Annotated in this window: 22 protein-coding genes; 13 read left to right on the forward strand and 9 right to left on the reverse strand. The window is 67.3% G+C overall.

Going from position 1 to position 19,815, the window contains the following annotated elements; all coding sequences use genetic code 11:
• Positions 1–7: 7 nt before the first annotated feature.
• The 5 genes from BLA15945_RS17670 to BLA15945_RS17690 all read right to left on the reverse strand — a co-directional run bounded on the left by BLA15945_RS17670 (position 8) and on the right by BLA15945_RS17690 (position 4,539).
• The gene (locus BLA15945_RS17670; RefSeq protein ID WP_059233888.1) at positions 8–712 is read right to left on the reverse strand and encodes a GntR family transcriptional regulator; all 705 of its coding nucleotides are present in this window, start codon (positions 710–712) and stop codon (positions 8–10) included.
• 308 nt (positions 713–1,020) lie between these two features.
• Positions 1,021–1,959, reverse strand: a complete 939-nt coding sequence (ldcA, locus tag BLA15945_RS17675; RefSeq protein WP_174993022.1) for a muramoyltetrapeptide carboxypeptidase — start codon at positions 1,957–1,959, stop codon at positions 1,021–1,023.
• A gap of 99 nt (positions 1,960–2,058) precedes the next feature.
• Positions 2,059–2,643, reverse strand: coding sequence for a tRNA adenosine(34) deaminase TadA (gene tadA, locus BLA15945_RS17680; RefSeq protein ID WP_059233886.1), 585 nt, complete (start codon positions 2,641–2,643; stop codon positions 2,059–2,061).
• Positions 2,640–3,041, reverse strand: coding sequence for a DnaJ family domain-containing protein (locus tag BLA15945_RS17685; protein WP_027784729.1), 402 nt, complete (start codon positions 3,039–3,041; stop codon positions 2,640–2,642). The genes tadA and BLA15945_RS17685 overlap by 4 nt, the downstream gene beginning before the upstream one ends.
• 280 nt (positions 3,042–3,321) lie before the next feature.
• Complete coding sequence (locus tag BLA15945_RS17690; protein WP_174993023.1) at positions 3,322–4,539, reverse strand: MFS transporter; 1,218 nt, start codon at positions 4,537–4,539, stop codon at positions 3,322–3,324.
• Between the two features lie 291 nt (positions 4,540–4,830).
• On the opposite strand from BLA15945_RS17690, the gene BLA15945_RS17695 reads away from it, so the two are divergent.
• From BLA15945_RS17695 to BLA15945_RS17745, 11 genes are all read left to right on the forward strand, one after another.
• On the forward strand, positions 4,831–5,601 hold the full coding sequence (locus BLA15945_RS17695) for a GntR family transcriptional regulator (RefSeq protein ID WP_059233884.1): 771 nt from the start codon (positions 4,831–4,833) through the stop codon (positions 5,599–5,601).
• Positions 5,598–7,337, forward strand: a complete 1,740-nt coding sequence (locus BLA15945_RS17700; protein WP_174993024.1) for a fumarate reductase/succinate dehydrogenase flavoprotein subunit — start codon at positions 5,598–5,600, stop codon at positions 7,335–7,337. Before BLA15945_RS17695 ends, BLA15945_RS17700 begins: the two co-directional genes overlap by 4 nt.
• Positions 7,338–7,347: 10 nt before the next feature.
• Entirely contained in the window at positions 7,348–7,593 is a 246-nt protein-coding gene (locus tag BLA15945_RS17705; protein WP_059233882.1) for a 4Fe-4S dicluster domain-containing protein, read from the forward strand.
• A gap of 49 nt (positions 7,594–7,642) precedes the next feature.
• A complete protein-coding gene (locus BLA15945_RS17710) occupies positions 7,643–9,067 on the forward strand; it encodes an ABC transporter substrate-binding protein (protein ID WP_174993025.1) in 1,425 nt (474 codons plus the stop codon).
• 47 nt (positions 9,068–9,114) lie between these two features.
• A complete protein-coding gene (locus BLA15945_RS17715) occupies positions 9,115–9,990 on the forward strand; it encodes an ABC transporter permease (RefSeq protein WP_059233880.1) in 876 nt (291 codons plus the stop codon).
• A complete protein-coding gene (locus tag BLA15945_RS17720) occupies positions 9,987–10,775 on the forward strand; it encodes an ABC transporter ATP-binding protein (protein WP_059233879.1) in 789 nt (262 codons plus the stop codon). The genes BLA15945_RS17715 and BLA15945_RS17720 overlap by 4 nt, the downstream gene beginning before the upstream one ends.
• Positions 10,776–10,814: 39 nt before the next feature.
• Complete coding sequence (locus BLA15945_RS17725) at positions 10,815–11,810, forward strand: HEAT repeat domain-containing protein (protein ID WP_174993026.1); 996 nt, start codon at positions 10,815–10,817, stop codon at positions 11,808–11,810.
• The gene (locus BLA15945_RS17730; protein WP_059233877.1) at positions 11,807–12,085 is read left to right on the forward strand and encodes a gamma-butyrobetaine hydroxylase-like domain-containing protein; all 279 of its coding nucleotides are present in this window, start codon (positions 11,807–11,809) and stop codon (positions 12,083–12,085) included. Before BLA15945_RS17725 ends, BLA15945_RS17730 begins: the two co-directional genes overlap by 4 nt.
• A 107-nt stretch (positions 12,086–12,192) precedes the next feature.
• Entirely contained in the window at positions 12,193–13,077 is an 885-nt protein-coding gene (locus tag BLA15945_RS17735) for an NAD(P)-dependent oxidoreductase (protein WP_174993027.1), read from the forward strand.
• 50 nt (positions 13,078–13,127) lie between these two features.
• Positions 13,128–13,619: an NUDIX hydrolase gene (locus BLA15945_RS17740; protein WP_174993028.1), complete on the forward strand. Its 492-nt coding sequence runs from the start codon at positions 13,128–13,130 to the stop codon at positions 13,617–13,619.
• A gap of 113 nt (positions 13,620–13,732) precedes the next feature.
• The gene (locus BLA15945_RS17745) at positions 13,733–14,197 is read left to right on the forward strand and encodes an acetyltransferase (protein WP_174993055.1); all 465 of its coding nucleotides are present in this window, start codon (positions 13,733–13,735) and stop codon (positions 14,195–14,197) included.
• A 114-nt stretch (positions 14,198–14,311) separates the two neighbouring features.
• Here the strand turns inward: BLA15945_RS17745 and BLA15945_RS17750 are convergent, their stop codons facing one another.
• A complete protein-coding gene (locus BLA15945_RS17750; RefSeq protein WP_174993029.1) occupies positions 14,312–14,866 on the reverse strand; it encodes a TetR/AcrR family transcriptional regulator in 555 nt (184 codons plus the stop codon).
• A 96-nt stretch (positions 14,867–14,962) separates the two neighbouring features.
• Between BLA15945_RS17750 and BLA15945_RS17755 the strand changes: the two genes are divergently transcribed.
• Together BLA15945_RS17755 and BLA15945_RS17760 are read left to right on the forward strand one after the other, a co-directional pair.
• Positions 14,963–15,628 (forward strand): DJ-1/PfpI family protein, encoded by a 666-nt coding sequence (locus BLA15945_RS17755; protein ID WP_174993030.1) that lies wholly within the window; start codon positions 14,963–14,965, stop codon positions 15,626–15,628.
• Between the two features lie 233 nt (positions 15,629–15,861).
• Entirely contained in the window at positions 15,862–16,479 is a 618-nt protein-coding gene (locus BLA15945_RS17760) for a 3'-5' exonuclease (RefSeq protein ID WP_059233872.1), read from the forward strand.
• A 154-nt stretch (positions 16,480–16,633) separates the two neighbouring features.
• On the opposite strand, the gene BLA15945_RS17765 is transcribed toward BLA15945_RS17760, so the two are convergent.
• The 3 genes from BLA15945_RS17765 to BLA15945_RS17775 form a co-directional block, all read right to left on the reverse strand.
• Complete coding sequence (locus BLA15945_RS17765) at positions 16,634–16,927, reverse strand: hypothetical protein (RefSeq protein WP_059233871.1); 294 nt, start codon at positions 16,925–16,927, stop codon at positions 16,634–16,636.
• A 553-nt stretch (positions 16,928–17,480) separates the two neighbouring features.
• Positions 17,481–19,100: a glutamine-hydrolyzing GMP synthase gene (gene guaA / locus BLA15945_RS17770; RefSeq protein ID WP_059233870.1), complete on the reverse strand. Its 1,620-nt coding sequence runs from the start codon at positions 19,098–19,100 to the stop codon at positions 17,481–17,483.
• Between the two features lie 107 nt (positions 19,101–19,207).
• Positions 19,208–19,813, reverse strand: coding sequence for an Asp23/Gls24 family envelope stress response protein (locus BLA15945_RS17775; protein ID WP_059233869.1), 606 nt, complete (start codon positions 19,811–19,813; stop codon positions 19,208–19,210).
• Positions 19,814–19,815: the final 2 nt, after the last annotated feature.

The raw sequence follows: 19,815 nt of genomic DNA on the forward strand, positions 1-19,815 counted from the left end.
TCGCCGCTCAGGCGCCGCCGAACACTTCGCGCAGATCGACCTGCCCTTGCGCGGGCCGGTCCAGCATCTTCAGTTCGACATGCTGCAGGTGGCGCGCCATCAGCGTCACCGCCTGCTTCGGATCGCCCGCCTCCAGCGCGGCGAGGATCTCGTCGTGGTCGTCGCACGAGCACGGGCTACGCCCGTGCGATTCGTACAGCGCCGACATCAGCGTCGAGCGTGCGACGAGCCCTTCGAGGCACTCGCTGAGCGTCGCATTGCCCATCAGCGTCGCGAGCGCCGTGTGGAATTCGCCCGACAGCCGGATCCATGCCGCGACGTCGTGCCGCTCGAACGCCCTGCGTTCCTTGTCGATCAACGTGGCGACACCCTTCAGCCGCTTCGCGCCGGGCCCGGTTGCGAGCCGCTCGACCACCGCAAGCTCGATGATCCGGCGCATCTCGAACACCTCGTGCACGTCCTGCAGCGTCGGGCTCGCGACGAACGCGCCGCGGTTCGGCTCGAGGTCGACCAGCTTGTCGGTCGCGAGCTGCGCGAGCGCCTGGCGAATCGTCCCGCGCTTCACGCCGAACACGTCGCAGAGCTGCGCCTCCGTCAGCTTCGCGCCGGGCGCGAGCCGATGCTCGAGGATCGCGGTGCGGATCCGTTCGGCGATCGCTTCGGGACCGGCTGCGCCGGACGGATGGGAATCGGGCTCGTTCATGATCTGCATCGTGTGATGGTCCTCATCCTAGGGCGGACATAAAGATTGTCAACAATTCTTTTGGCAGATTTCGCACAATCGGCGTGCAGCGGTGTGCCGTCGCACGGTGCAAGACGCACGAAATCCATGCATGACAAGGCTGACAGGCATGACAGAGGCCCTTCTCGTCGTATACCCTTCCAGCCATTTTGTTGACAAATTTGGTGCACAACCGGGTGAACAACAGGTTTACGTCGACGAAAATTCCGGACCGTTAGTTGCGCGCTTACATAAAGAAAAAGGCGGGGAAACCCGCCTTTCGATCGATCGCGCCGGCATCAGCCGAGATGCGGATAGTCCGACAACGTCAGCCGGAAGCCGTGAGCATTCGCGACCAGTTGCGCCTGCGCGCCGAACGGCAAAGTCAGCAAGTCGGGTACGTGGCCGAACTGGAGCCCCGTGACGACCGGAATCCCGATCACCGCCCGCACCTGGTCGATCATTGCCTGCATGTCGTAGCCGTTGTCGTACTCGAACGGCCGCGCACCGGTGAACTGGCCGAGCACGAGCGCCTGCTGGCGCGCGAGCAGGCCCGACAGGTGCAGTTGATAGATCATCCGCTCGATCCGGAACGGCTGCTCGTTGACGTCCTCGATGAACAGGATGCCGCCCTCGATATCGGGCATGTACGGCGTGCCGACGAGCGACGTGAGGATCGCGAGGTTGCCGCCCCACAGCGTGCCCGTCACGTTTACCGCCTGCACCTGCGGCGCCTCGGTGACGATCGTCGTGCTCGGCTGCGTCAGCGTCTGCCAGAAGTGCTGCATCGTGAAGTCGCTCGGCGCTTCTGCGCCGAAGTCGGCCGACAGCATCGGGCCGCCGAACGTCTTGATGCGCGCCTTCGCGTACAGCGCAAGCTGGATCGCCGTGAAGTCGCTGTGGCCGACGAGCGCAACCGGCTGGTCGCGCAGCCGGCGTTCGAGCCCGCGATAGTCGAGCCCGTGCAGGATTCGCGCGGCACCGTAACCGCCGCGCACCGCGAGCGCGATGTCCGGCAGCGGCCGCTCGGGATCGGCGAGGCGGTTCAGGTCGCCTGCCCGCTCGCCGTCGGTCCCGCCGAACCGCTGGAAGCGCCGCTGCGTCGCCTCGATGTTCTCGATGCGTTGCTGCGCGGTGCTGAGGCGCTCGAGCGCGCGGTTGATCGCATCGGGGTCGTGCGGATAGCCGGACGGCGCCAGCAGGCGGATGGTGTAGGACGCGGCGGGCTGGAAGGACATGGCGAAAGGTGTCGGGTCGTCAAACCTGCTTAGAGGGTCCGAACCGTCTCCGGTTCACGGAACCGTGCACGCCCGGAACGCCGGGCGCGGCCGGGGCGCCTATGACGCGCCGGATTCGGCGTCGCGGGCGTGCCGCGCTTCGCGCAGCGCGCGGCGGCGCTCGGCGAAGAACGACTTCAGCGCGGCCCCGCATTCGTCCGCAAGCACGCCGCCGGTCACTTCGGTATGGTGGTTGAGCTGCGGATTCGCGAACGCGTCGATCACGCTGCCGCAGGCGCCCGTCTTCGGATCGGCGGCGCCATAGACCACCCGTGCGATGCGCGCATGCATGATCGCGCCGGCGCACATCAGGCACGGTTCGAGCGTCACGTACAGCTCGCATCCGGGCATCCGGTAATTCTGCAGATGCTGCGCGGCCATGCGCAGCGCGGCCATTTCCGCATGCGCCGACGGATCGTGCCCGCCGATCGGATGGTTGAAGCCGCGTGCGATCACTTCGTCGCCGCGCACGAGCACCGCGCCGACCGGCACTTCGCCGGCCGCGCGCGCCTCTTCGGCGGCAGCCTGCGCAAGACGCATGAAATGCAGGTCGCGCGCCGATACGGGCGCGGCTTCGGGAACGGGAGAATCGGCAGCGGGGTCAGCGGCCGGGCGGGCTGCGTCGTGCAGCGCGTCGGACGTCACATCGTCCCCGCTTCGGCGGGCGCGTCGTCGAGCCCGCGCTCGCACAGGCGTTCGGCGATGCGCCGGCAGTAGTCGCGCGGCATCACCATCGGGCCGCCGCGCAGCGATTCCAGCGCCATGTCGAGTGCAAGGATCTTGGCCTGCAGCCGGCAGCGCGCGGCACGGTCGCTGACCGCCTGCACTTCGTCGTGCAGGTTGCGCAGCGCGCGCAATTGCTCGACGGCCGGCGGCACGAAGCCCGCGTTCTTCAGGATACGGTTGGCCACCCGCACCTCCTCGGGCACGAGCAGGTCGTCATCCAGCGCCTGCGGCGCGCCGGTACCCGGCAAATCGTCGAACTCGCCCCGCGCGGCGGCGGCGGCGATACGTTGTTCGACCAGGGCGTCAAGCAATCTCATCAGTCAATCGGAACAATGCGGCAGGCCGAATTCTAGCAGGGTGACGCGGCGATGACAGGCTCTTCGAATATATGCTCGATATTGCGTTTTTTAGGGGCCGAATCGCGGCGCATGCACGCCGATCGCCGTCACTTCCCGCTCTGCTGCGCCGCAGCAGGCTGAGCGCCGTCCGGGCCACCGCAAATGCAAGCGGTGTCGGGCCCTGTTTTTTGTTCGTAACGACGCGGGCCAAGCCGGGCCGGTCCGGCGAAACGGCAGCTGACCTGCTTCCGTCGCCGTGTTACGCGGCCACCGTTTCCGGCCGCGTTTTCGCGAACGGCCGGAACGTCGTCGCGATCAGGAACGCACCGATGCCGATCGCGAACGAACCGAGGTACAGCCAGCCGTAGCTGCCGAACGTATCGACGATCAGGCCGCCGGCGACCGGGCCCGTGGCCATCCCGAGGCTGCCGGCCATCGCGCAGCCGCCGATCACGGTGCCCATCATCCGCAGCGGGAAATTCTCGCGCGCGAGCACCGAATACAGCGGCATCACGCCCGCATAGATGAAGCCGAACAGCGTCGCGACCGCGTAGAACCCGTCGAGCGAGCGCACGAAGTAGTAGCCGAGCGCGCCGAGCGCCTGTGCGAGCAGCCCGGCCACCAGCATGCGCTTCGCACCGAGGCGGTCGCCGAGAATCCCGAACGCGATCCGGCCGCCCATGCCCGCGAGCCCTTCGACGCTGTAGATCGACACCGCGACGATCAGCGGGATCCCGCACGTGACTGCGTAGCTGACCGTATGGAAGATCGGGCCCGAGTGCGTCGCGCAGCAGAAGAAATTGGTCAGCAGCAGGATCGTGAACTGCGGCGAGCGCAGCGCGTCCGAGACCGACATCGCCGCGGGTACGCCTGCAGGCGCAGGCGCCGCGGGCGCGGGAGCATGATCGAGCGCGGGCGCCCGCCGCACCAGCAGCGACGCCGGAATCATCACGACGGCCGCCAGCGCGGCAATCAGCAGCATCGACGTGCGCCAGTCGCGCACCGACACGAGCCACGCGGCGAGCGGCGCCATCGTCATTGGCGCCATCCCCATGCCGGCCGACACCAGCGACACCGCGAGGCTGCGATGCGTGTCGAACCAGCCCGTCACGCACGCCATCATCGGCGCGAATATCGCGGCCGTCGCACTGCCGACGGCCAGGCCGAAGGTCAGCTGGAACACGAGCAGCGACGGCGCGCGGCTCGCCAGCGCGAGGCTCGCCGACAGCAGCACCGCGCCCGCGATGACGACCGGCCGCGTGCCGATCCGGTCCGACAGGCTGCCCCACGCCATGCTCGCGAAGGCCATCGCGATGAAGCCGAGCGTCATCGCGCCGGAAATGCCGGTCATCGACCAGCCCGTGTCGCGCGCAATGGCCCGCAGGAACACGGGCAACGAAAACATCGCGCCGATCGCGACGCAGCCCATCAGGCCGCCCGCGGCGACGATCACCCAGCGGTATCGGGAATCCGGCATGTGACGTCTCCTGGTTCGTTCTTACCGTCCTCGGCAACCCGGTGCAGGCCACGTGCGCGGCGCGATACCCGGTCGACATGACTACGACGGGCGACGCATCGGGAAATCGACATGCGCGGCGCACGGACGCGTGGTTTTCTTCATTGTCGGCGATTCCACGCGGCTCGCAAGGGGCGGATCGTCCGTACGCCCCGCTTTTCCGCAACCGGAAATTCGAAATCAGAAAAAGTTGGTTGGGGCACGCGATCGCGCTGACTACACTCGCCCCATCTTGTCATAACAAGTTGACCGATGACCCCACCCAACGTCGTGCCGCTGTCGGCGGCCCCGCTCTACGTGCAGATCAAGGACACGCTGCGCGCGCGCATTCTCGACGGCACCTATGCGCCGCACAGCCGCATGCCGTCCGAGCACGAGCTTTGCGCGATGTTCGACGTCAGCCGCATCACGGTGCGTCAGGCGCTCGGCGACCTGCAGAAGGAAGGCCTGCTGTTCAAGCTTCATGGCAAGGGCACGTTCGTGTCGAAGCCGAAGGCATTCCAGAACGTCACGTCGCTGCAGGGGTTCGCCGAGGCGATGTCGTCGATGGGCTACGAGATCGTCAACCAGCTGCGCAGCCTGCGCACCGTGAAAGCCGACCGCCATCTGGCCACCAAGCTGAACGTGCCGGAAGGTGCGCCGCTCGTCGAGATCCACCGCGTGCGGCTGCTGAACCGCGAGCCGGTGTCGCTCGAACAGACCTGGGTGCCCGAGGCGCTCGGCAAGCGGCTCGCCGGCGCCGATCTCGCGACCCGAGACATCTTCCTGATCCTCGAAAACGACTGCGGCGTCCCGCTCGGCCATGCCGACGTGTCGATCGACGCGATCCTCGCCGACGACGAGATCGTCGACGCGCTGCACGTCGAGGAAAGCAGCCCCGTGCTGCGCATCGAGCGCCTCACGCACGACGCGTCGGGTGCACCGATCGACTACGAATACCTCTACTTCCGCGGCGACGCCTTCCAGTACCGGTTGCGCGTCGACCGGCAGAAGGCGCGCAAACCTGCAAGGAACCCGCGATGAATACCCATGTGCACGAATACGACATCGTCGTGGTCGGCGGCGGCACGGCCGGCCCGATGGCGGCCATCAAGGCGAAGGAGCGCGATCCGTCCTTGCGCGTGCTGCTGCTCGAGAAGGCCAACGTGAAGCGCAGCGGCGCGATCTCGATGGGCATGGACGGCCTGAACAATGCGGTGATCCCCGGTCATGCGACGCCCGAGCAGTACACGCGCGAGATCACGATCGCCAACGACGGGATCGTCGACCAGGAAGCCGTGTACGCGTATGCGACGCACAGCTTCGCGACGATCGAGCAGCTCGATCGCTGGGGCGTGAAGTTCGAGAAGGACGGCACCGGTGACTACGCGGTCAAGAAGGTCCATCACATGGGCTCGTACGTGCTGCCGATGCCGGAGGGACACGACATCAAGAAGGTGCTGTACCGGCAACTGAAGCGCGCGCGCATCGCGATCACGAACCGGATCGTCGCGACGCGCGTGCTGACCGACGCGCAGGGCCGCGCGAGCGGCGTGCTCGGCTTCGACTGCCGCACCGCCGAATTTCACGTGATCCGCGCGAAGGCCGTGATCCTCTGCTGCGGCGCGGCCGGCCGCCTCGGGCTGCCGGCGTCGGGCTACCTGATGGGCACGTACGAGAACCCGACCAACGCGGGCGACGGCTACGCGATGGCCTATCACGCGGGCGCGGCACTCGCGAACCTCGAATGCTTCCAGATCAACCCGCTGATCAAGGACTACAACGGCCCCGCGTGCGCGTACGTGACGGGCCCGCTCGGCGGCTTCACCGCGAACGGCAAGGGCGAGCGCTTCATCGAATGCGATTACTGGAGCGGCCAGATGATGTGGGAGTTCTATCAGGAGCTGCAGAGCGGCAACGGTCCCGTGTTCCTGAAGCTCGACCACCTCGCGGAAGAAACGATCCGCACCATCGAGCAAATCCTCCATACGAACGAGCGGCCGAGCCGCGGCCGCTTCCATGCAGGGCGCGGCACCGACTACCGCAGCCAGATGGTCGAGATGCACATCTCCGAGATCGGCTTCTGCAGCGGTCACAGCGCATCGGGCGTGTACGTGAACGCACGCGCGGAGACGACCGTGCCCGGGCTTTACGCAGCCGGCGACATGGCGGCCGTTCCGCACAACTACATGCTCGGCGCGTTTACGTACGGCTGGTTCGCCGGGCAGAACGCGGCCGACTACGTGGCCGGCCGCGAACTCGCACCGGTGGACGACCAGCAGGTCGATGCCGAGCGCACCCGCGCGCTCGCCCCGCTGCTGCGCGAGCGCGGTCTGGCGCCGGCACAGGTCGAGTACAAGCTGCGCCGCATGGTGAACGACTACCTGCAACCGCCGAAGGTGACGCGCAAGATGGAAATCGGCCTTCAACGTTTTGACGGAATTATTGAGGATATCGAAGAAATCAAGGCAAACCACCCGCACGAGCTGATGCGCGCGGCCGAAGTGCGCGCGATCCGCGACTGCGCGGAAATGGCTGCGCGCGCGTCGCTGTTCCGCACCGAGAGCCGTTGGGGGCTGTACCACCATCGCGTCGACTTCCCGCACCGCAACGATGCCGAATGGTTCTGCCACACCTGGCTGCGCAAGGACGCCGACGGCGCGATGCGCAGCGAGAAACGGCCGGTGGAACCGTACCTCGTGCCGCTCGCCGACGACGAACGCGGCGCCTATGCGCAACTGCGCATCCGCGAACCGGCCGCGCCCGCGGCCGCCCTTTGAGGAACCTGCCATGCCCCATACCCCGCACGACATCTTCCAGCGCAGCAGCGCACCCGTCACGATCGACGAGGCCCTGTGCATCGCCGACAAGGGCTGCACCGTCTGCGTCGACGTGTGCCCGCTCGACCTGCTCGCGATCGACGTCACCCAGGGCAAGGCCTACATGCAGTTCGACGAATGCTGGTACTGCATGCCGTGCGAGCGCGACTGCCCGACCGGCGCGGTCAAGGTCGACATCCCTTATCTGCTGCGCTGACACGGTGCGCGACCTGCGCACCGATCCCCCTCTACCGGACTCACGACACATGAAAAGAACGCTACGGATGTTCCGCCTGCTCGCCGCGTCGATCGCGGTCATGGCCACCGGTTTTGCGCATGCGGAGACGATCCGCGTGGCGATCGGCACGCAGGACACGACGATCAACTGCGCGACCGGCGGCTTGCTGATCCGCGAATTGCACCTGCTCGACAAGTACCTGCCGCGCACCGGCAAGTACCAGGACGTGAAGTACGACGTGCGGTGGAAGGATTTCACGTCCGGCGCGCCGCTGACCAACGAGATGGTCGCCGGCAAGCTCGACTTCGGCGCGATGGCCGATTTCCCCGGCGCGCTGAACGGCGCGGCATTCCGCAAGGCCGGCCGCCGGAGCGTATTCATCACCGTGCTCGACGGCAGCATCGACGGCAGCGGCAACGGGATCGTCGTGCCGGTGAATTCGACGGTACGCGCGCTGGCCGACCTGAAGGCCAAGACGATCTCGGTACCGTTCGCGTCGACCGCGCACGGCATGCTGCTGCGCGCGATCAAGGCCCAGGGCTGGAACCCCGACACCGACGTGAACATCGTCACGCAGGCGCCGGAAGTAGCCGGCAGCGCGCTGAAGGCCAACAAGATCGACGCGCATGCGGACTTCGTGCCGTTCGCCGACCTGTTTCCGTACCGCGGCATCGCGCGCAAGATCTACGACGGCGCGCAGACCCATGCGCCGACCTTCCACGGCGCGCTCGTCGACGCGGACTACGCGCAACGCTATCCCGAAGTCGTGGTGGCCTATCTGCGCGCCACGATCGAGGCAAACCGCCTGTTCGCGCAGAACCCGGAGAAGTACAGCCTGCTGATCGAGAAAGTCACCGGTATCGAGGCGCCCGTCGACTACCTGTATCACGGGCCGCTCGGCATCCAGACCCGCGACCTCACCTGGAAGCCCGAATACCGGCAAGCCGTCGCGACGGCCATCGATACGCTGAAGCTGCTGAAGAAAACCGACTCGGCGCCCGACCCCGCGACATTCGTCGACGACCGCTATATCCGCGCGGCGTTCAAGGCGTCCGGGCTCGACTACGACGCCGCGCTGACGCACTACGGCAAGCAGCCGCTGACCGCGAACGATGCGTCGACCGGCAAGCCGATCCGCGATTTCAACGATGTCGCGCAAGTATGGCTCGCCGGCGACGACGCCGTGCGTCACTACGCGAGCCCCGCGGCCGCCTTCGCCGCGCTCGGGAAGTTCGGCCCGTCCGCGAAGGTCCGTGCAGTGTTCGTGCACGACCACGCGAGCGGCCTGAAGCTGTTCGCCGACCAGGCGTGGTACGTGAAGGACGCGCACGGCGTGCTGACCGCGTTCCTGCTGAAGTCGGGCGCCGATGCGTATGCGCAGCAGGTAGCGGGCGCGGTGGTCGACTACGCGGCCGCGAAGGCCGTCACCGCGCCGGCACTCGCCGCGCGCTGAACGCCGCGCGCGCCCCTTCTCTCCATTCGTCGACACGGGACCTCCGCATGGCCGCCACTCTCGAACTCGTCAAACGCCGTTTCACCGCGGCACCGCGTACCGGCGACGCGCGCCTGCCGCACAGCGCCGCGCGCCGCCATTCGACGCCCATGCGCCGCCGCGCATGGCGGATCGCGTCGCTCGCCGCGTGCATCGCGCTGTGGCAGGCGGCCGTCCACTGGCGGCTGTCGCTCGGCATCGTCACGTTCGCGAACGTGCCCGCGCCGGCCGACGTCGGCCCCGCGCTGGCATCGTTCCTGCAATCGCCGAAGCTGCCGATGCACCTGTTCGCGAGCGTCACGCGCGTGCTGGCCGGCTTCGTCGCCGCGGCGGTCGCGGGTATCGGCCTCGGGCTCGCGATCGGCCGCTATCGCCTGCTCGAAGACGCGCTGCTGCCGCCGCTCGAGATGCTGCGGCCGATTCCGGCCGTCGCGTGGATTCCGCTCGCGATCCTGATGTTTCCGTCGTCCGAGCTGAGCATGATGTTCATCACGTTCGTCGGCGCGCTGTTCCCGATCCTGCTCAATACCGTGCATGGCGCCGAAGCCGTCGACCCGCGGCTCGTCGCGACCGCGCGCAGCCTCGGCACGCGCGGCATCGCGCTGTATGCGGAAGTGATCCTGCCCGGCGCCGCGCCGTCGATCTTCACGGGCCTGTCGATCGGAATGGGCACCGCATGGTTCTGCCTCGTCACGGCTGAGATGATCGCGGGCCAGTACGGCATCGGTTACTTCACGTGGGAGTCCTATACGTTGCAGAACTACCCGGACATCGTGGTCGGCATGGCGCTGATCGGCCTGCTCGGGATGGGCAGCAGCCTGCTCGTCAAGCGCATCGGCACCGCGCTCACGCCGTGGTACGCCCCGCGCGGAGGCCGGCAATGAGCGCAACAGGCGTTGCACCGCCCGCATCGGGCCGCGTCGGCGTGCGTGCGCTGACGATCGAGCTGGGGCCGCCGCATGCGCGCTTCGCGGCGCTCGACGCACTCGACGTCGACATCGCGCCCGGCGAATTCGTCTGCGTGCTCGGCCCGTCGGGCTGCGGAAAATCGACGCTGCTCGGCGCACTCGCCGGCCACGTCGCGGCCACGCAGGGCGAGATCGTCGTCGATGGCGAGACCGTCGATCGCCCGCATCCCGATCGCGGGCTCGTGTTCCAGCAGCACACGCTGTTTCCGTGGAAGCGCGTGATCGACAACGTCGCGTTCGGCCTGAAGATGAAGGGCGTGCCGGCGCGCGAGCGCCGCCGCGAAGCCGCCGCGCTGCTCGAACTCGTCGGGCTCGGCGAGTTCGGCGCGCACTACCCCGCGCAGTTGTCCGGCGGCATGCAGCAGCGCGTCGAGATCGCCCGCGTACTGATCAACCGTCCGCGCGTGCTGCTGATGGACGAACCGTTCGGCGCGCTCGACGCGCAGACGCGCCGGATGATGCAGACGCTGTTGCTCGACATCTGGTCGCGGATCGGCACGACCGTGCTGTTCGTCACGCACGACATCGAGGAAGCGCTGTTTCTCGGCGACCGCATCCTGATGCTGTCGCCGCGGCCCGCGCGCATCGTCGCCGACATCCGCGTGCCGCTCGCGCGGCCGCGCACCGACGACAGCACGACCGAGCCCGCGTTCGTCGACATCAAGCGCCGCTGCCTTGCGCTGCTGCGCGATGCGGCCTGAGCACGCGCCCCGTCCATTCATCGCTCCGACTTTGCTCCCATGACCGTCTCCTCCTCCGCTTTCCCGCTGCCCGGTGTGCCGGCCTCCGACCACGCCGCGCTTGTCGCGCGCCTCGCCGCATCCGATGCGTCGGTGCGCCGCGTTGCGCTGCTCGAACTCGCCGATCTCGATGCGCCCGAACTCGTGCCGTCGTTCGTCGCGGCGCTGCGCGACGACCCGTCGGCCGACGTGCGCAGCGAGGCTGCGCGCGTGCTCGACGCATGGGAACAGCCCGATGTCGTCGACGCGCTGTGCCACGCGCTGCTCGATCTGGACGACCGCGTGCGCGCGACCGCCGCGCAGAGCCTGTCCGAACTGAAGGACGCGGCATCGGGCGCCGTGCTGTGCCGCTGGGCCGACCGGCCGGAGCCGTTCGTGCGCGGCGCCGTGCTGCGCGGGCTGCGCGAGTTGCGCGCCCCCGATGCGTTCGCGCCCGCGCTGCGTGCCCTCGACGCGAGCACCGCTGCCGTCCGCGCGGAGGCGGTCGTCGTGCTCGGCTGGCTCAAGGATGCTCGCGCGCTGCCGCCGCTCGCCCGCGTTGCAACGACGGACGCCAATGCGGACGTGCGGCGCGCCGCGGTCGGCGCGATCGGCTTCGCACCAGCCGGCGACGCGGCCGTCGCCGCCGCGTTGCTCGCGGCGCTGCGCGACGCCGAATGGCAAGTGCGCGAGGAAGCGGCCGCGACGCTCGGCAAGCTGCGCATCGCGGCTGCGCGCGACCCGCTCGTCGCCGCGCTCGACGACGACTACTGGCAGGTGCGCCTGCGGGCCGCGCGTGCGCTCGGGCAATTGCGCGACGCCGCCGCGGCACCGGCCGTCGCCGCACTGCTCTCGCATACGATCAGCAACCTGCGCAAGGAAGCTGCGCTCGCGCTCGGCGAATTGCACGACCGGGCGACGCTGCCCGCGCTGAACGACGCGCTGGAAGATCGAGATCCGGAAGTCCGCAAGGCCGTGCGGATCGCGATCCAGCAAATCGGCGCGGCGGCGCGATGATCGTACCGACCGAAATCGCACTCGATCATCCGGCACGCGCGCTGACCCTGCGCTGGCCCGGCGGCGGCACGCAGCGCATCGGCTATGCGCAGTTGCGCAGCGATTGCCCGTGCGCGGAATGCCGACGGATCCGGTTCGACGGCGGCCAGATCGACGCGCGGCCCGGCCTGACGCTGGACGGCGTGGAAGCACTCGGCTACGGCATCCGCTTCGTGTTCGGCGACGGCCATGCGCGCGGCATTTATCCGTGGCCGTACCTGGCGGACATCGCCTAGCGTCCGTGACGCGGCTTCCCCGGATCGCACGGGCGGAATGGCAGGCGTACGAAAACGCTGCGATACTGACGCCCATGATCGTCTCCACCCACCGTGGGAGCAGGCACATGCAAACAGCAGTCGGATTCATCGGACTCGGCGTGATGGGCACGCCGATGGCGCTCAATCTCGCGCGGGCCGGCACGCCGCTCGTCGCATGGAGCCGGTCGCACGGCAGCGACGATGCGCTGCGCGACGCCGGCGCGCGCGTCGTCAAGCATGCCGACGACGTGTTCGCTGCCTGCCGCACCGTGATCCTGATGCTCGCGAACGACGCGGCGATCGATGCCGTCCTCGCGCGCGGCACACCCGGTTTTGCTGCCCGTGTCGGCGGCCACACGATCGTGAACATGGGCACCAACGCACCCGGGTATTCGCGTGCGCTGGCCGATGACATCGCTGCCGCGTCGGGCCGTTACGTCGAAGCGCCCGTGTCGGGGTCGCGCAAGCCGGCCGAAGCCGGGCAACTCGTCGTGATGCTCGCCGGCGCACCGGAAGACGTCGACGACGTCCGCGCGCTCGTGAAGCCACTGTGCCGCGACAGCTTCGTGTGCGGCGACGTACCGTCGGCGCTGACGATGAAACTCGCCGTGAACCTGTTCCTGATCACAATGGTCACCGGCCTGACCGAAGCCACGCATTTCGCGCAACGCCACGGCATCGATCTCGCCCGCTTCGCCGACGTGCTGAACGCGGGCCCGATGGCGAGCGACGTGTCGCGCGTGAAGCTCGGCAAACTCGTCGCGGCCGATTTCTCCGTGCAGGCCGCGATCACCGACGTGCTGAAGAATGCGCGCCTCGTCGCCGAATCCGCGCGCGGCATCGGCATCGCGTCGCCACTGCTCGACATCTGCCATGCGCTTTACGGCGAGACCGAGCGGGCCGGACATGGCGCGGACGACATGGTCGCCGTGATCCGCGCGATCGAGCGGCGCACCGGCGACGCGCAATGAATCGTCGCCGGCCGCCACACATACTCGAACGCACCCGCGCGTAGAACCGCATGTCCGACTCGCCCCGCTCCCCGACCGGCGTCACCGCTTCCGTTCGCCCCGTTCCCGCCGTGATCGGCATCGTCCTGCGGGAGCGCGACGTGCTGCTGGTACGCCGCGCCAATCCGCCCGATGCGGGCTGCTGGGGCTTTCCCGGCGGCAAGATCGAAGCGGGGGAATCGATTGCGAACGCGGTCGTGCGCGAGATCGTCGAAGAAACCACCGTCGACGTCGAGGCACTCGACGTCTTTACTGCGCTCGATGCGTTCGATTACGATGCTGGCGGCGACGTGCGCCAGCATTTCGTCATGGTCGCGGTGCTGTGCCGATGGTTGCGCGGCACGCCCGCCGCCGGCGACGATGCGCTCGACGCGCGCTGGTTCGATCTCGCCGAACTCGGCCGCAACGATTTGCCGATGAGCGCAGGCGTTCGCGAGGTCGCGCGCTGCGCGCTCGAGCGTGCGGCGGCTCTGGGTAACGCGCGGCGTCCGGCCAACGCCTGAATACCTGAAACACCGCCGTCGTTCTCGCAGCCCTTGCGAGCAGCCCGACCGGGGCCATGACGGCGCCGGCTACCCGCCGAACTTCCAATTACAAATCAAAGATGGGCCAAACCATGATCAGAATTCGCAAATCCACCCAGGCCGACGGCGCACGCGTTTTGGACATCTGGCGCAGCGCAGTCGATGCCACGCACCACTTCCTGAGCGACGACGACCGTCGCGCGATCGAATCCGACGTCGTCGCGTTCCTGCCCGATGCGCCGCTCGATCTCGCCGTCGACGATACCGACCGCGCGATCGGCTTCATGCTGCTCGACGGCGGTCACTTGGAAGCGCTCTTCGTCGATCCCGCCCACCACGGCGCGGGCGTCGGACGGCGGCTTGTCGAAGCAGCGCTCAAGCGGCATCCCGACCTGTCGACCGACGTCAACGAGCAGAACGAAGCGGCGGCCGGATTCTATGAACGGCTCGGTTTCGAGCGCACCGGGCGATCGGCGCTCGACGGGCAGGGGCGCGCCTATCCGCTGATTCACCTGCGCTATCGAGCAACACCGTCGCCCTCGCCGCGGCACGCATGACCGTGGCCGACGCGGGGTATCGCGCCGCCCTCCACGTCATGCGCACCGGGCACGCAAACGCGCTACCCGATACCGGGCCGGCTCCACGCATGCGTCACGCGGCCACATGACGCATCAGGCGCGACGTATCGGCAGCACGCGCTCGACCATTGCAACCGCGCGCTGCATGAAACCGTTGAACCGGACGGCATCGCGCCGCAGCCCGGCCTGTTGACCACCGATCAGGCACATGTGCACGGCCTGCCCGACGATCTCCGCCTCGTCCGGCGTACGCACGAGCCTGCGTGACGTCTCGATCGCAAACGCGAGCCGGGCCGCATCGACGCGCTGCTGGAATTCCGCGACCAGCGGATCATGCAACGCCCATGCGCGGATCGCGATTTCACGCCCGGACCGCTTCTCGGCGGCAATGCGCAGATAGCGCGCCAGCGTGTCGACGGCGCCGCGACCGTCCGCCGCGTAGGCAAGCATGCGCGCGGCGTAGTCGTCCTCCCATGCGGTCAGCAAGGTCCTGACGAAGTCCTCGCGATTACGGAAGTGGTGATAGAACGAACCGCGGGTCACGTTCAGCCGTCGCGCGAGGCACTCGGCCGAAATGCCCGCATACCCTTCCCCGTCGAGGGCGTCGAAGCCCGCTGCAATCCAGTCGTTTCGCGTCAGTGTGCTCATCGTCATCGCCATACAGGCTGTGTATGGTGCGGCATGGACAGATAGGCTGCGAACTCTATCACGGCCGCCGCCGCTTCCGGCAGCGCGCCACTACGCATGGAGTCCACCTTGAAAGACATCGCTCTCGTCGCATTCGACCGGTTCACCGACGTCGGCCTGTTCCTGATGTGGGACATTCTCGGTCGCAACTGCCGCGACTGGCGCGTCCGGATTCTGGGTGCGCAGCCGGTGCTGCATTCCGCACATGGTCTGGCCATCCCGACGCACGGCCCGCTTGCCGACGCCAATCACGCCGACGCGGTCCTCTTTTCGAGCGGCAAGGAAGGCGTACCGGCCGCACTGGCCCATCCCGATTTCCTGCCGTCGTTCGATCTCGATACCGAGCACCAGCTTGTCGGGTCGATCTGCGGCGGGGCTTTCATTCTCGAGCGGCTCGGGCTGCTGCCGGAGCGCCGCGCCACGACGCATCCCGACGCGCGGAAAGGCTTGCAGGCACTCGGGCTGGACGTGCCGAACCAGCCGCTGGTATGCCGTCGCAACGTCGCGACCGCGGGCGGATGCCTTGCGTCGGTCTATCTGACAGGATGGCTGGTGGAATCGATGTTCGATGCGGACAAGCGCCGCGAGACCCTGCAACCCGTGCTGCCCGCCGGGCAACGGGAGATTTATGAAGACCTGATCGAGTTCAGCATCAGGCAGGGTGCGGGGCAAGCCACGGGCACGATCCGGATGGTCGAAGGCGAAAACGGGCTTGCGGCATGACGCACGGGCCAACGCGCTACCGATAGTCGGCGGCCGGCACCCTGTTGCACCATGTGCGTCCCGCCAAGCCAATGGCGGATCGGGGCGAGTTCGCGGGCGGTCCGGGTCATCGACCGGGTCGGCGCTCACCGCACGGATGGTCGTTTCCCGGGCAGAACGAGCCTGTCGCGGGCCTGGAGATGCTAACCTCTCGGCCACTCTAACGACACCGCGTGAAGCAACAGGATTCGACCATGCAAACCGTTGCAGTACTGGACTTCGAAACAACCGGACTTTCGCCCAATATGGGCGACCGAGCGACCGAAATCGCCGTCATCCTGCTCCGGGATGGACAAGTCGTCGACCGTTTCCAGAGCCTGATGAATGCGGGCAGGCGCATCCCGTCCGATGTCGTCGCGCTGACCGGCATCACGAACGAGATGATCGCAGCGGCTCCGCCGGCGTCGAAAGTCATGAAGGAAGCCGCGGCGTTCGTCGGCAAGCATGCGGTCGTGGCCCACAACGCCGGTTTCGACAAACGGTTCTGGCAGGCGGAACTCGAGCTTCTCGGCATGTCGGCCGAGCATGCCTTTGCGTGCACGATGCTGGTGGCGAGGCGCATCTACCCGGATGCCCGGAGTCACCGCCTGTCGAGCCTCGTGGATATGCTGCGGTTGCCGAAATCGGGGCGTGCGCACCGGGCGATGGTCGACGCCGAGATGGCCGGTCACCTGTGGTGCCGCTTGCAGCACGACATTGCGCGGACTTACGGACTGGATCGCATCGATCACGCGCTCATGACGCGTGTCCAGGCCACGGCGAAGGCGAAAGTGCCGACGTACCTGCGTTCGCTCGTGGGCACGCACGCGTGAGCATCCGAGGCGCGACGGCGCTGACTTGCGCCATCCGTCAATGAAAAACGGCCTGGCAACCCGCCAAACCGTTTTCGTGTCGCAACAGTCTTCCAGTCGATTTCGACGTGACCGGCCCACCGCGCCGACCAACCGAGTCGCGACTTGTTTTTTACTACGCGAGGCCGATAAGGAGCACTTTGAGGGTACCTCCGTGGCTGAGGTCTCCCAGGTAGGCCACGACCTTCTGCTTCTGTCCAAGCGCCGTGAGCGCGTTGCCGATCTGGATCAGCAACGCCGTGTTCGACGCATCCACTTCAAACGAATTCGCCCCCTCGTTATTGAGCATGAACGGAAAGGTATCGTGCTGGTCCCAATAGCCCAGCTGGATTGACTCCACCTCGACGCGCTTCAAGCCGTCCGCCTGCTCCGCGAACTTCTGAATTTCGCTGAAATTTTCGTTCGACATGACAATTTCTCCTGCAGTGAGTTGAAAAAAAGCCGAAACCCAGGGTCGTATAGGCCGAATCTGACTTGCGCGAGTCACGCATCGACAACGTTCATCACCCTCTCCGTGGTGGCTTGGGCCAGCCATCCGCCAAGAGCCCTGCGGGGACGAAGTTAGGCTGAGCACGAGGCGCAATCAATTACACTCGATTACAGTCGCGGCGAAACGGGGGGTAGCAGCGCGTCGTTTTCCGATTTCGCCATCAAGCGGTCTCGCTCCGCACGCGGACGCCGTTTCAAACCCGCACCTCTTGCGCCGCAACTGAGTGCAGGCGCCGATTGAGTACGGCTTGGTGCAGTCGACGAGCGGAGCCGCTGGTCGAACGAGAACGGAACAGCGGAACTAAAGGCACCCGCGACGCCTCACGGCGCACGAATGTTCTCGGTGTGTTCTGGCCGATGAAGCACGAAATCCGCGCGATGCGCCAAGCGGGCCAAAAACAAAAAAGCCCGCTGTGAAGCGGGCTTTGATGTGTTCTGCGGTCAGTTCGTACCGGTACGTGCCGGACGTCCAGTTATTCCCACTCGATCGTCGCCGGCGGCTTGCCCGAGATGTCGTACACGACCCGGTTGATCCCGCGCACCTCGTTGATGATCCGGTTCGACGCGCGACCCAGCAGCGCGTACGGCAGGTGCGCCCAGTGTGCGGTCATGAAGTCGGTCGTCTGCACGGCGCGCAGCGACGTCACGTAGTCATACGTCCGGCCATCGCCCATCACGCCGACCGACTTGACCGGCAGGAACACCGCGAACGCCTGGCTCGTCAGGTCGTACCAGCTCTTGCCGACGTCGGCTTCACCGCACAGGCCGGCAGCTGCATCCTGCGCGGTCGCGGTCGTGCCGCGCAGCTCCTCGATGAAGATCGCGTCTGCGCGGCGCAGCAGATCCGCGAATTCGCGCTTCACTTCGCCGAGGATCCGCACGCCGAGGCCCGGGCCCGGGAACGGATGACGGTACACCATCTCCGGCGGCAGGCCGAGCGCGACGCCCAGCTCGCGCACTTCGTCCTTGAACAGGTCGCGCAGCGGCTCGAGCAGCTTCAGGCCGAGCGTTTCCGGCAGGCCGCCGACGTTGTGGTGGCTCTTGATCGTCGTCGCCTTCTTCGTCTTCGTGCCGCCCGATTCGACCACGTCCGGGTAGATCGTGCCCTGCGCGAGCCACTTCGCCTTCGACAGCTTCTTCGCCTCGGCCTGGAACACCTCGACGAATTCGCGGCCGATGATCTTGCGCTTCGCTTCCGGATCGGTCACGCCGGCCAGGTGGCCGAGGAACTGGTCAGCCGCATCGACGTGCACGACCTTCGCATGCAGGCGGCCCTCGAACATGTCGAGCACCATCTTGCCTTCGTTCAGGCGCAGCAGGCCGTGGTCGACGAACACGCACGTGAGCTGGTCGCCGATCGCGCGATGGATCAGCGCGGCCGCGACGCTCGAATCGACGCCGCCCGACAGGCCGAGAATCACTTCCTCGTCACCGACCTGCTCGCGGATCTTCGCGACGGCTTCCTCGATGTGGTTCTTCATGATCCAGTCGGGCTTCGCGCCGGCGATCTGCAGCACGAAGCGTTCGATGATCTGGCGGCCCTTCACCGTGTGCGTGACTTCCGGGTGGAACTGCACCGCGTAGTAGCCGCGCGCTTCATCGGCCATGCCGGCGATCGGGCAGCTCGGTGTCGACGCCATCAGCGCGAAGCCCGGCGGCAGCTCGGCAACCTTGTCGCCGTGGCTCATCCAGACCTTCAGCATCCCGTGGCCTTCGGCCGTCGTGAAATCCTCGATGCCGTCGAGCAGGCGCGTATGGCCGTGCGCACGCATTTCCGCGTAGCCGAATTCGCGATGGTCGCTCCACTCGACCTTGCCGCCGAGCTGCACGGCCATCGTCTGCATGCCGTAGCAGATGCCGAGCACCGGCACGCCGAGATCCCACACGGCCTGCGGCGCGCGCAGCTGATGGTCTTCGTACGTGCTCGCGTGGCTGCCCGACAGGATCACCGCCTTCGGCGCGAACTCGCGGACGAAGTCGTCGGACACATCGTTCGGATGGATTTCGCAGTAGACGTGCGCTTCACGCACACGCCGCGCAATCAGTTGGGTGACTTGCGAACCGAAGTCGAGAATCAGGATTTTGTCGTGCATGGCTGCGGACGGGATGAAGAGAATAAGAAAAGCAGCGCACCAAGCGCTGCGTCAAAAGCATGGACAGCGGCGTCGGGCGGCAGGCGGCTCGCGCGACGCATCGCCGGTCAATCCTGCATCGGCGGGCGTTCGTCGAGTGCGACGCCGCCTGACGATCGACTGGAACCGGATGCAGCCGGCGACGATGCCGCGGGCGCCGCGGGACGGCTGACGACGGGCTCGGCACGCTGCGGTGCGGGCGACGACGCGGGCGCCATCGCCGGCTCGGCCGGACGCTGCGCCGGTGCGCGCGCCTCGAGCGCCTGCGCCTTCTCGCGCCGGCGCACGGCCGATGCGATCCGCACGCCGCCGAGACCGAGCACGATCAGCACAACGCCGGCCGCGACCGACAGCACCCGGCCGGCAGCCGCCAGCGCGGGACCGTTGCCGGCCCCGAGCGACCAGACGATCGTCAGCACGCCGGTCAGCCAGTACACGTGACCGACCGACCGCGCGACAGGCGCCGTGAGATCGCCGTTGAACGCCGCATGAAACGCGAGCCACGCGAGCCCGAGCAACGCGATGCCGAACGCCTGGCCGAGCATCGCAGGCTGGATGTTCGCCAGCTGCAATGCGTTGAACAGCGACTGCCAGGGCGTCAGCACGAACAGCACGCCGAACGCCAGCAGCAATACGGCATCGATGATCAGCACAGCTCGCAGCAGCGGTTTCATCG

The organism is Burkholderia arboris (genome assembly GCF_902499125.1).
Taxonomy (GTDB): Bacteria; Pseudomonadota; Gammaproteobacteria; order Burkholderiales; family Burkholderiaceae; genus Burkholderia; species Burkholderia arboris.

What these genes read in the sequence shown, in the direction of transcription:
- BLA15945_RS17730 (WP_059233877.1), top strand. Translation starts at nt 11,807, where the DNA reads ATGATCGTACCGACCGAAATCGCACTCGATCATCCGGCACGCGCGCTG.
- BLA15945_RS17690 (WP_174993023.1), bottom strand. Translation starts at nt 4,539, where the DNA reads ATGCCGGATTCCCGATACCGCTGGGTGATCGTCGCCGCGGGCGGCCTG.
- BLA15945_RS17740 (WP_174993028.1), top strand. Translation starts at nt 13,128, where the DNA reads ATGTCCGACTCGCCCCGCTCCCCGACCGGCGTCACCGCTTCCGTTCGC.
- BLA15945_RS17760 (WP_059233872.1), top strand. Translation starts at nt 15,862, where the DNA reads ATGCAAACCGTTGCAGTACTGGACTTCGAAACAACCGGACTTTCGCCC.
- BLA15945_RS17695 (WP_059233884.1), top strand. Translation starts at nt 4,831, where the DNA reads ATGACCCCACCCAACGTCGTGCCGCTGTCGGCGGCCCCGCTCTACGTG.
- BLA15945_RS17685 (WP_027784729.1), bottom strand. Translation starts at nt 3,041, where the DNA reads ATGAGATTGCTTGACGCCCTGGTCGAACAACGTATCGCCGCCGCCGCC.
- BLA15945_RS17775 (WP_059233869.1), bottom strand. Translation starts at nt 19,813, where the DNA reads ATGAAACCGCTGCTGCGAGCTGTGCTGATCATCGATGCCGTATTGCTG.
- BLA15945_RS17745 (WP_174993055.1), top strand. Translation starts at nt 13,733, where the DNA reads ATGATCAGAATTCGCAAATCCACCCAGGCCGACGGCGCACGCGTTTTG.
- BLA15945_RS17715 (WP_059233880.1), top strand. Translation starts at nt 9,115, where the DNA reads ATGGCCGCCACTCTCGAACTCGTCAAACGCCGTTTCACCGCGGCACCG.
- BLA15945_RS17710 (WP_174993025.1), top strand. Translation starts at nt 7,643, where the DNA reads ATGAAAAGAACGCTACGGATGTTCCGCCTGCTCGCCGCGTCGATCGCG.
- BLA15945_RS17670 (WP_059233888.1), bottom strand. Translation starts at nt 712, where the DNA reads ATGCAGATCATGAACGAGCCCGATTCCCATCCGTCCGGCGCAGCCGGT.
- BLA15945_RS17700 (WP_174993024.1), top strand. Translation starts at nt 5,598, where the DNA reads ATGAATACCCATGTGCACGAATACGACATCGTCGTGGTCGGCGGCGGC.
- guaA (WP_059233870.1), bottom strand. Translation starts at nt 19,100, where the DNA reads ATGCACGACAAAATCCTGATTCTCGACTTCGGTTCGCAAGTCACCCAA.
- BLA15945_RS17755 (WP_174993030.1), top strand. Translation starts at nt 14,963, where the DNA reads ATGGAGTCCACCTTGAAAGACATCGCTCTCGTCGCATTCGACCGGTTC.
- BLA15945_RS17735 (WP_174993027.1), top strand. Translation starts at nt 12,193, where the DNA reads ATGCAAACAGCAGTCGGATTCATCGGACTCGGCGTGATGGGCACGCCG.
- BLA15945_RS17725 (WP_174993026.1), top strand. Translation starts at nt 10,815, where the DNA reads ATGACCGTCTCCTCCTCCGCTTTCCCGCTGCCCGGTGTGCCGGCCTCC.
- BLA15945_RS17765 (WP_059233871.1), bottom strand. Translation starts at nt 16,927, where the DNA reads ATGTCGAACGAAAATTTCAGCGAAATTCAGAAGTTCGCGGAGCAGGCG.
- BLA15945_RS17705 (WP_059233882.1), top strand. Translation starts at nt 7,348, where the DNA reads ATGCCCCATACCCCGCACGACATCTTCCAGCGCAGCAGCGCACCCGTC.
- BLA15945_RS17720 (WP_059233879.1), top strand. Translation starts at nt 9,987, where the DNA reads ATGAGCGCAACAGGCGTTGCACCGCCCGCATCGGGCCGCGTCGGCGTG.
- ldcA (WP_174993022.1), bottom strand. Translation starts at nt 1,959, where the DNA reads ATGTCCTTCCAGCCCGCCGCGTCCTACACCATCCGCCTGCTGGCGCCG.
- BLA15945_RS17750 (WP_174993029.1), bottom strand. Translation starts at nt 14,866, where the DNA reads ATGAGCACACTGACGCGAAACGACTGGATTGCAGCGGGCTTCGACGCC.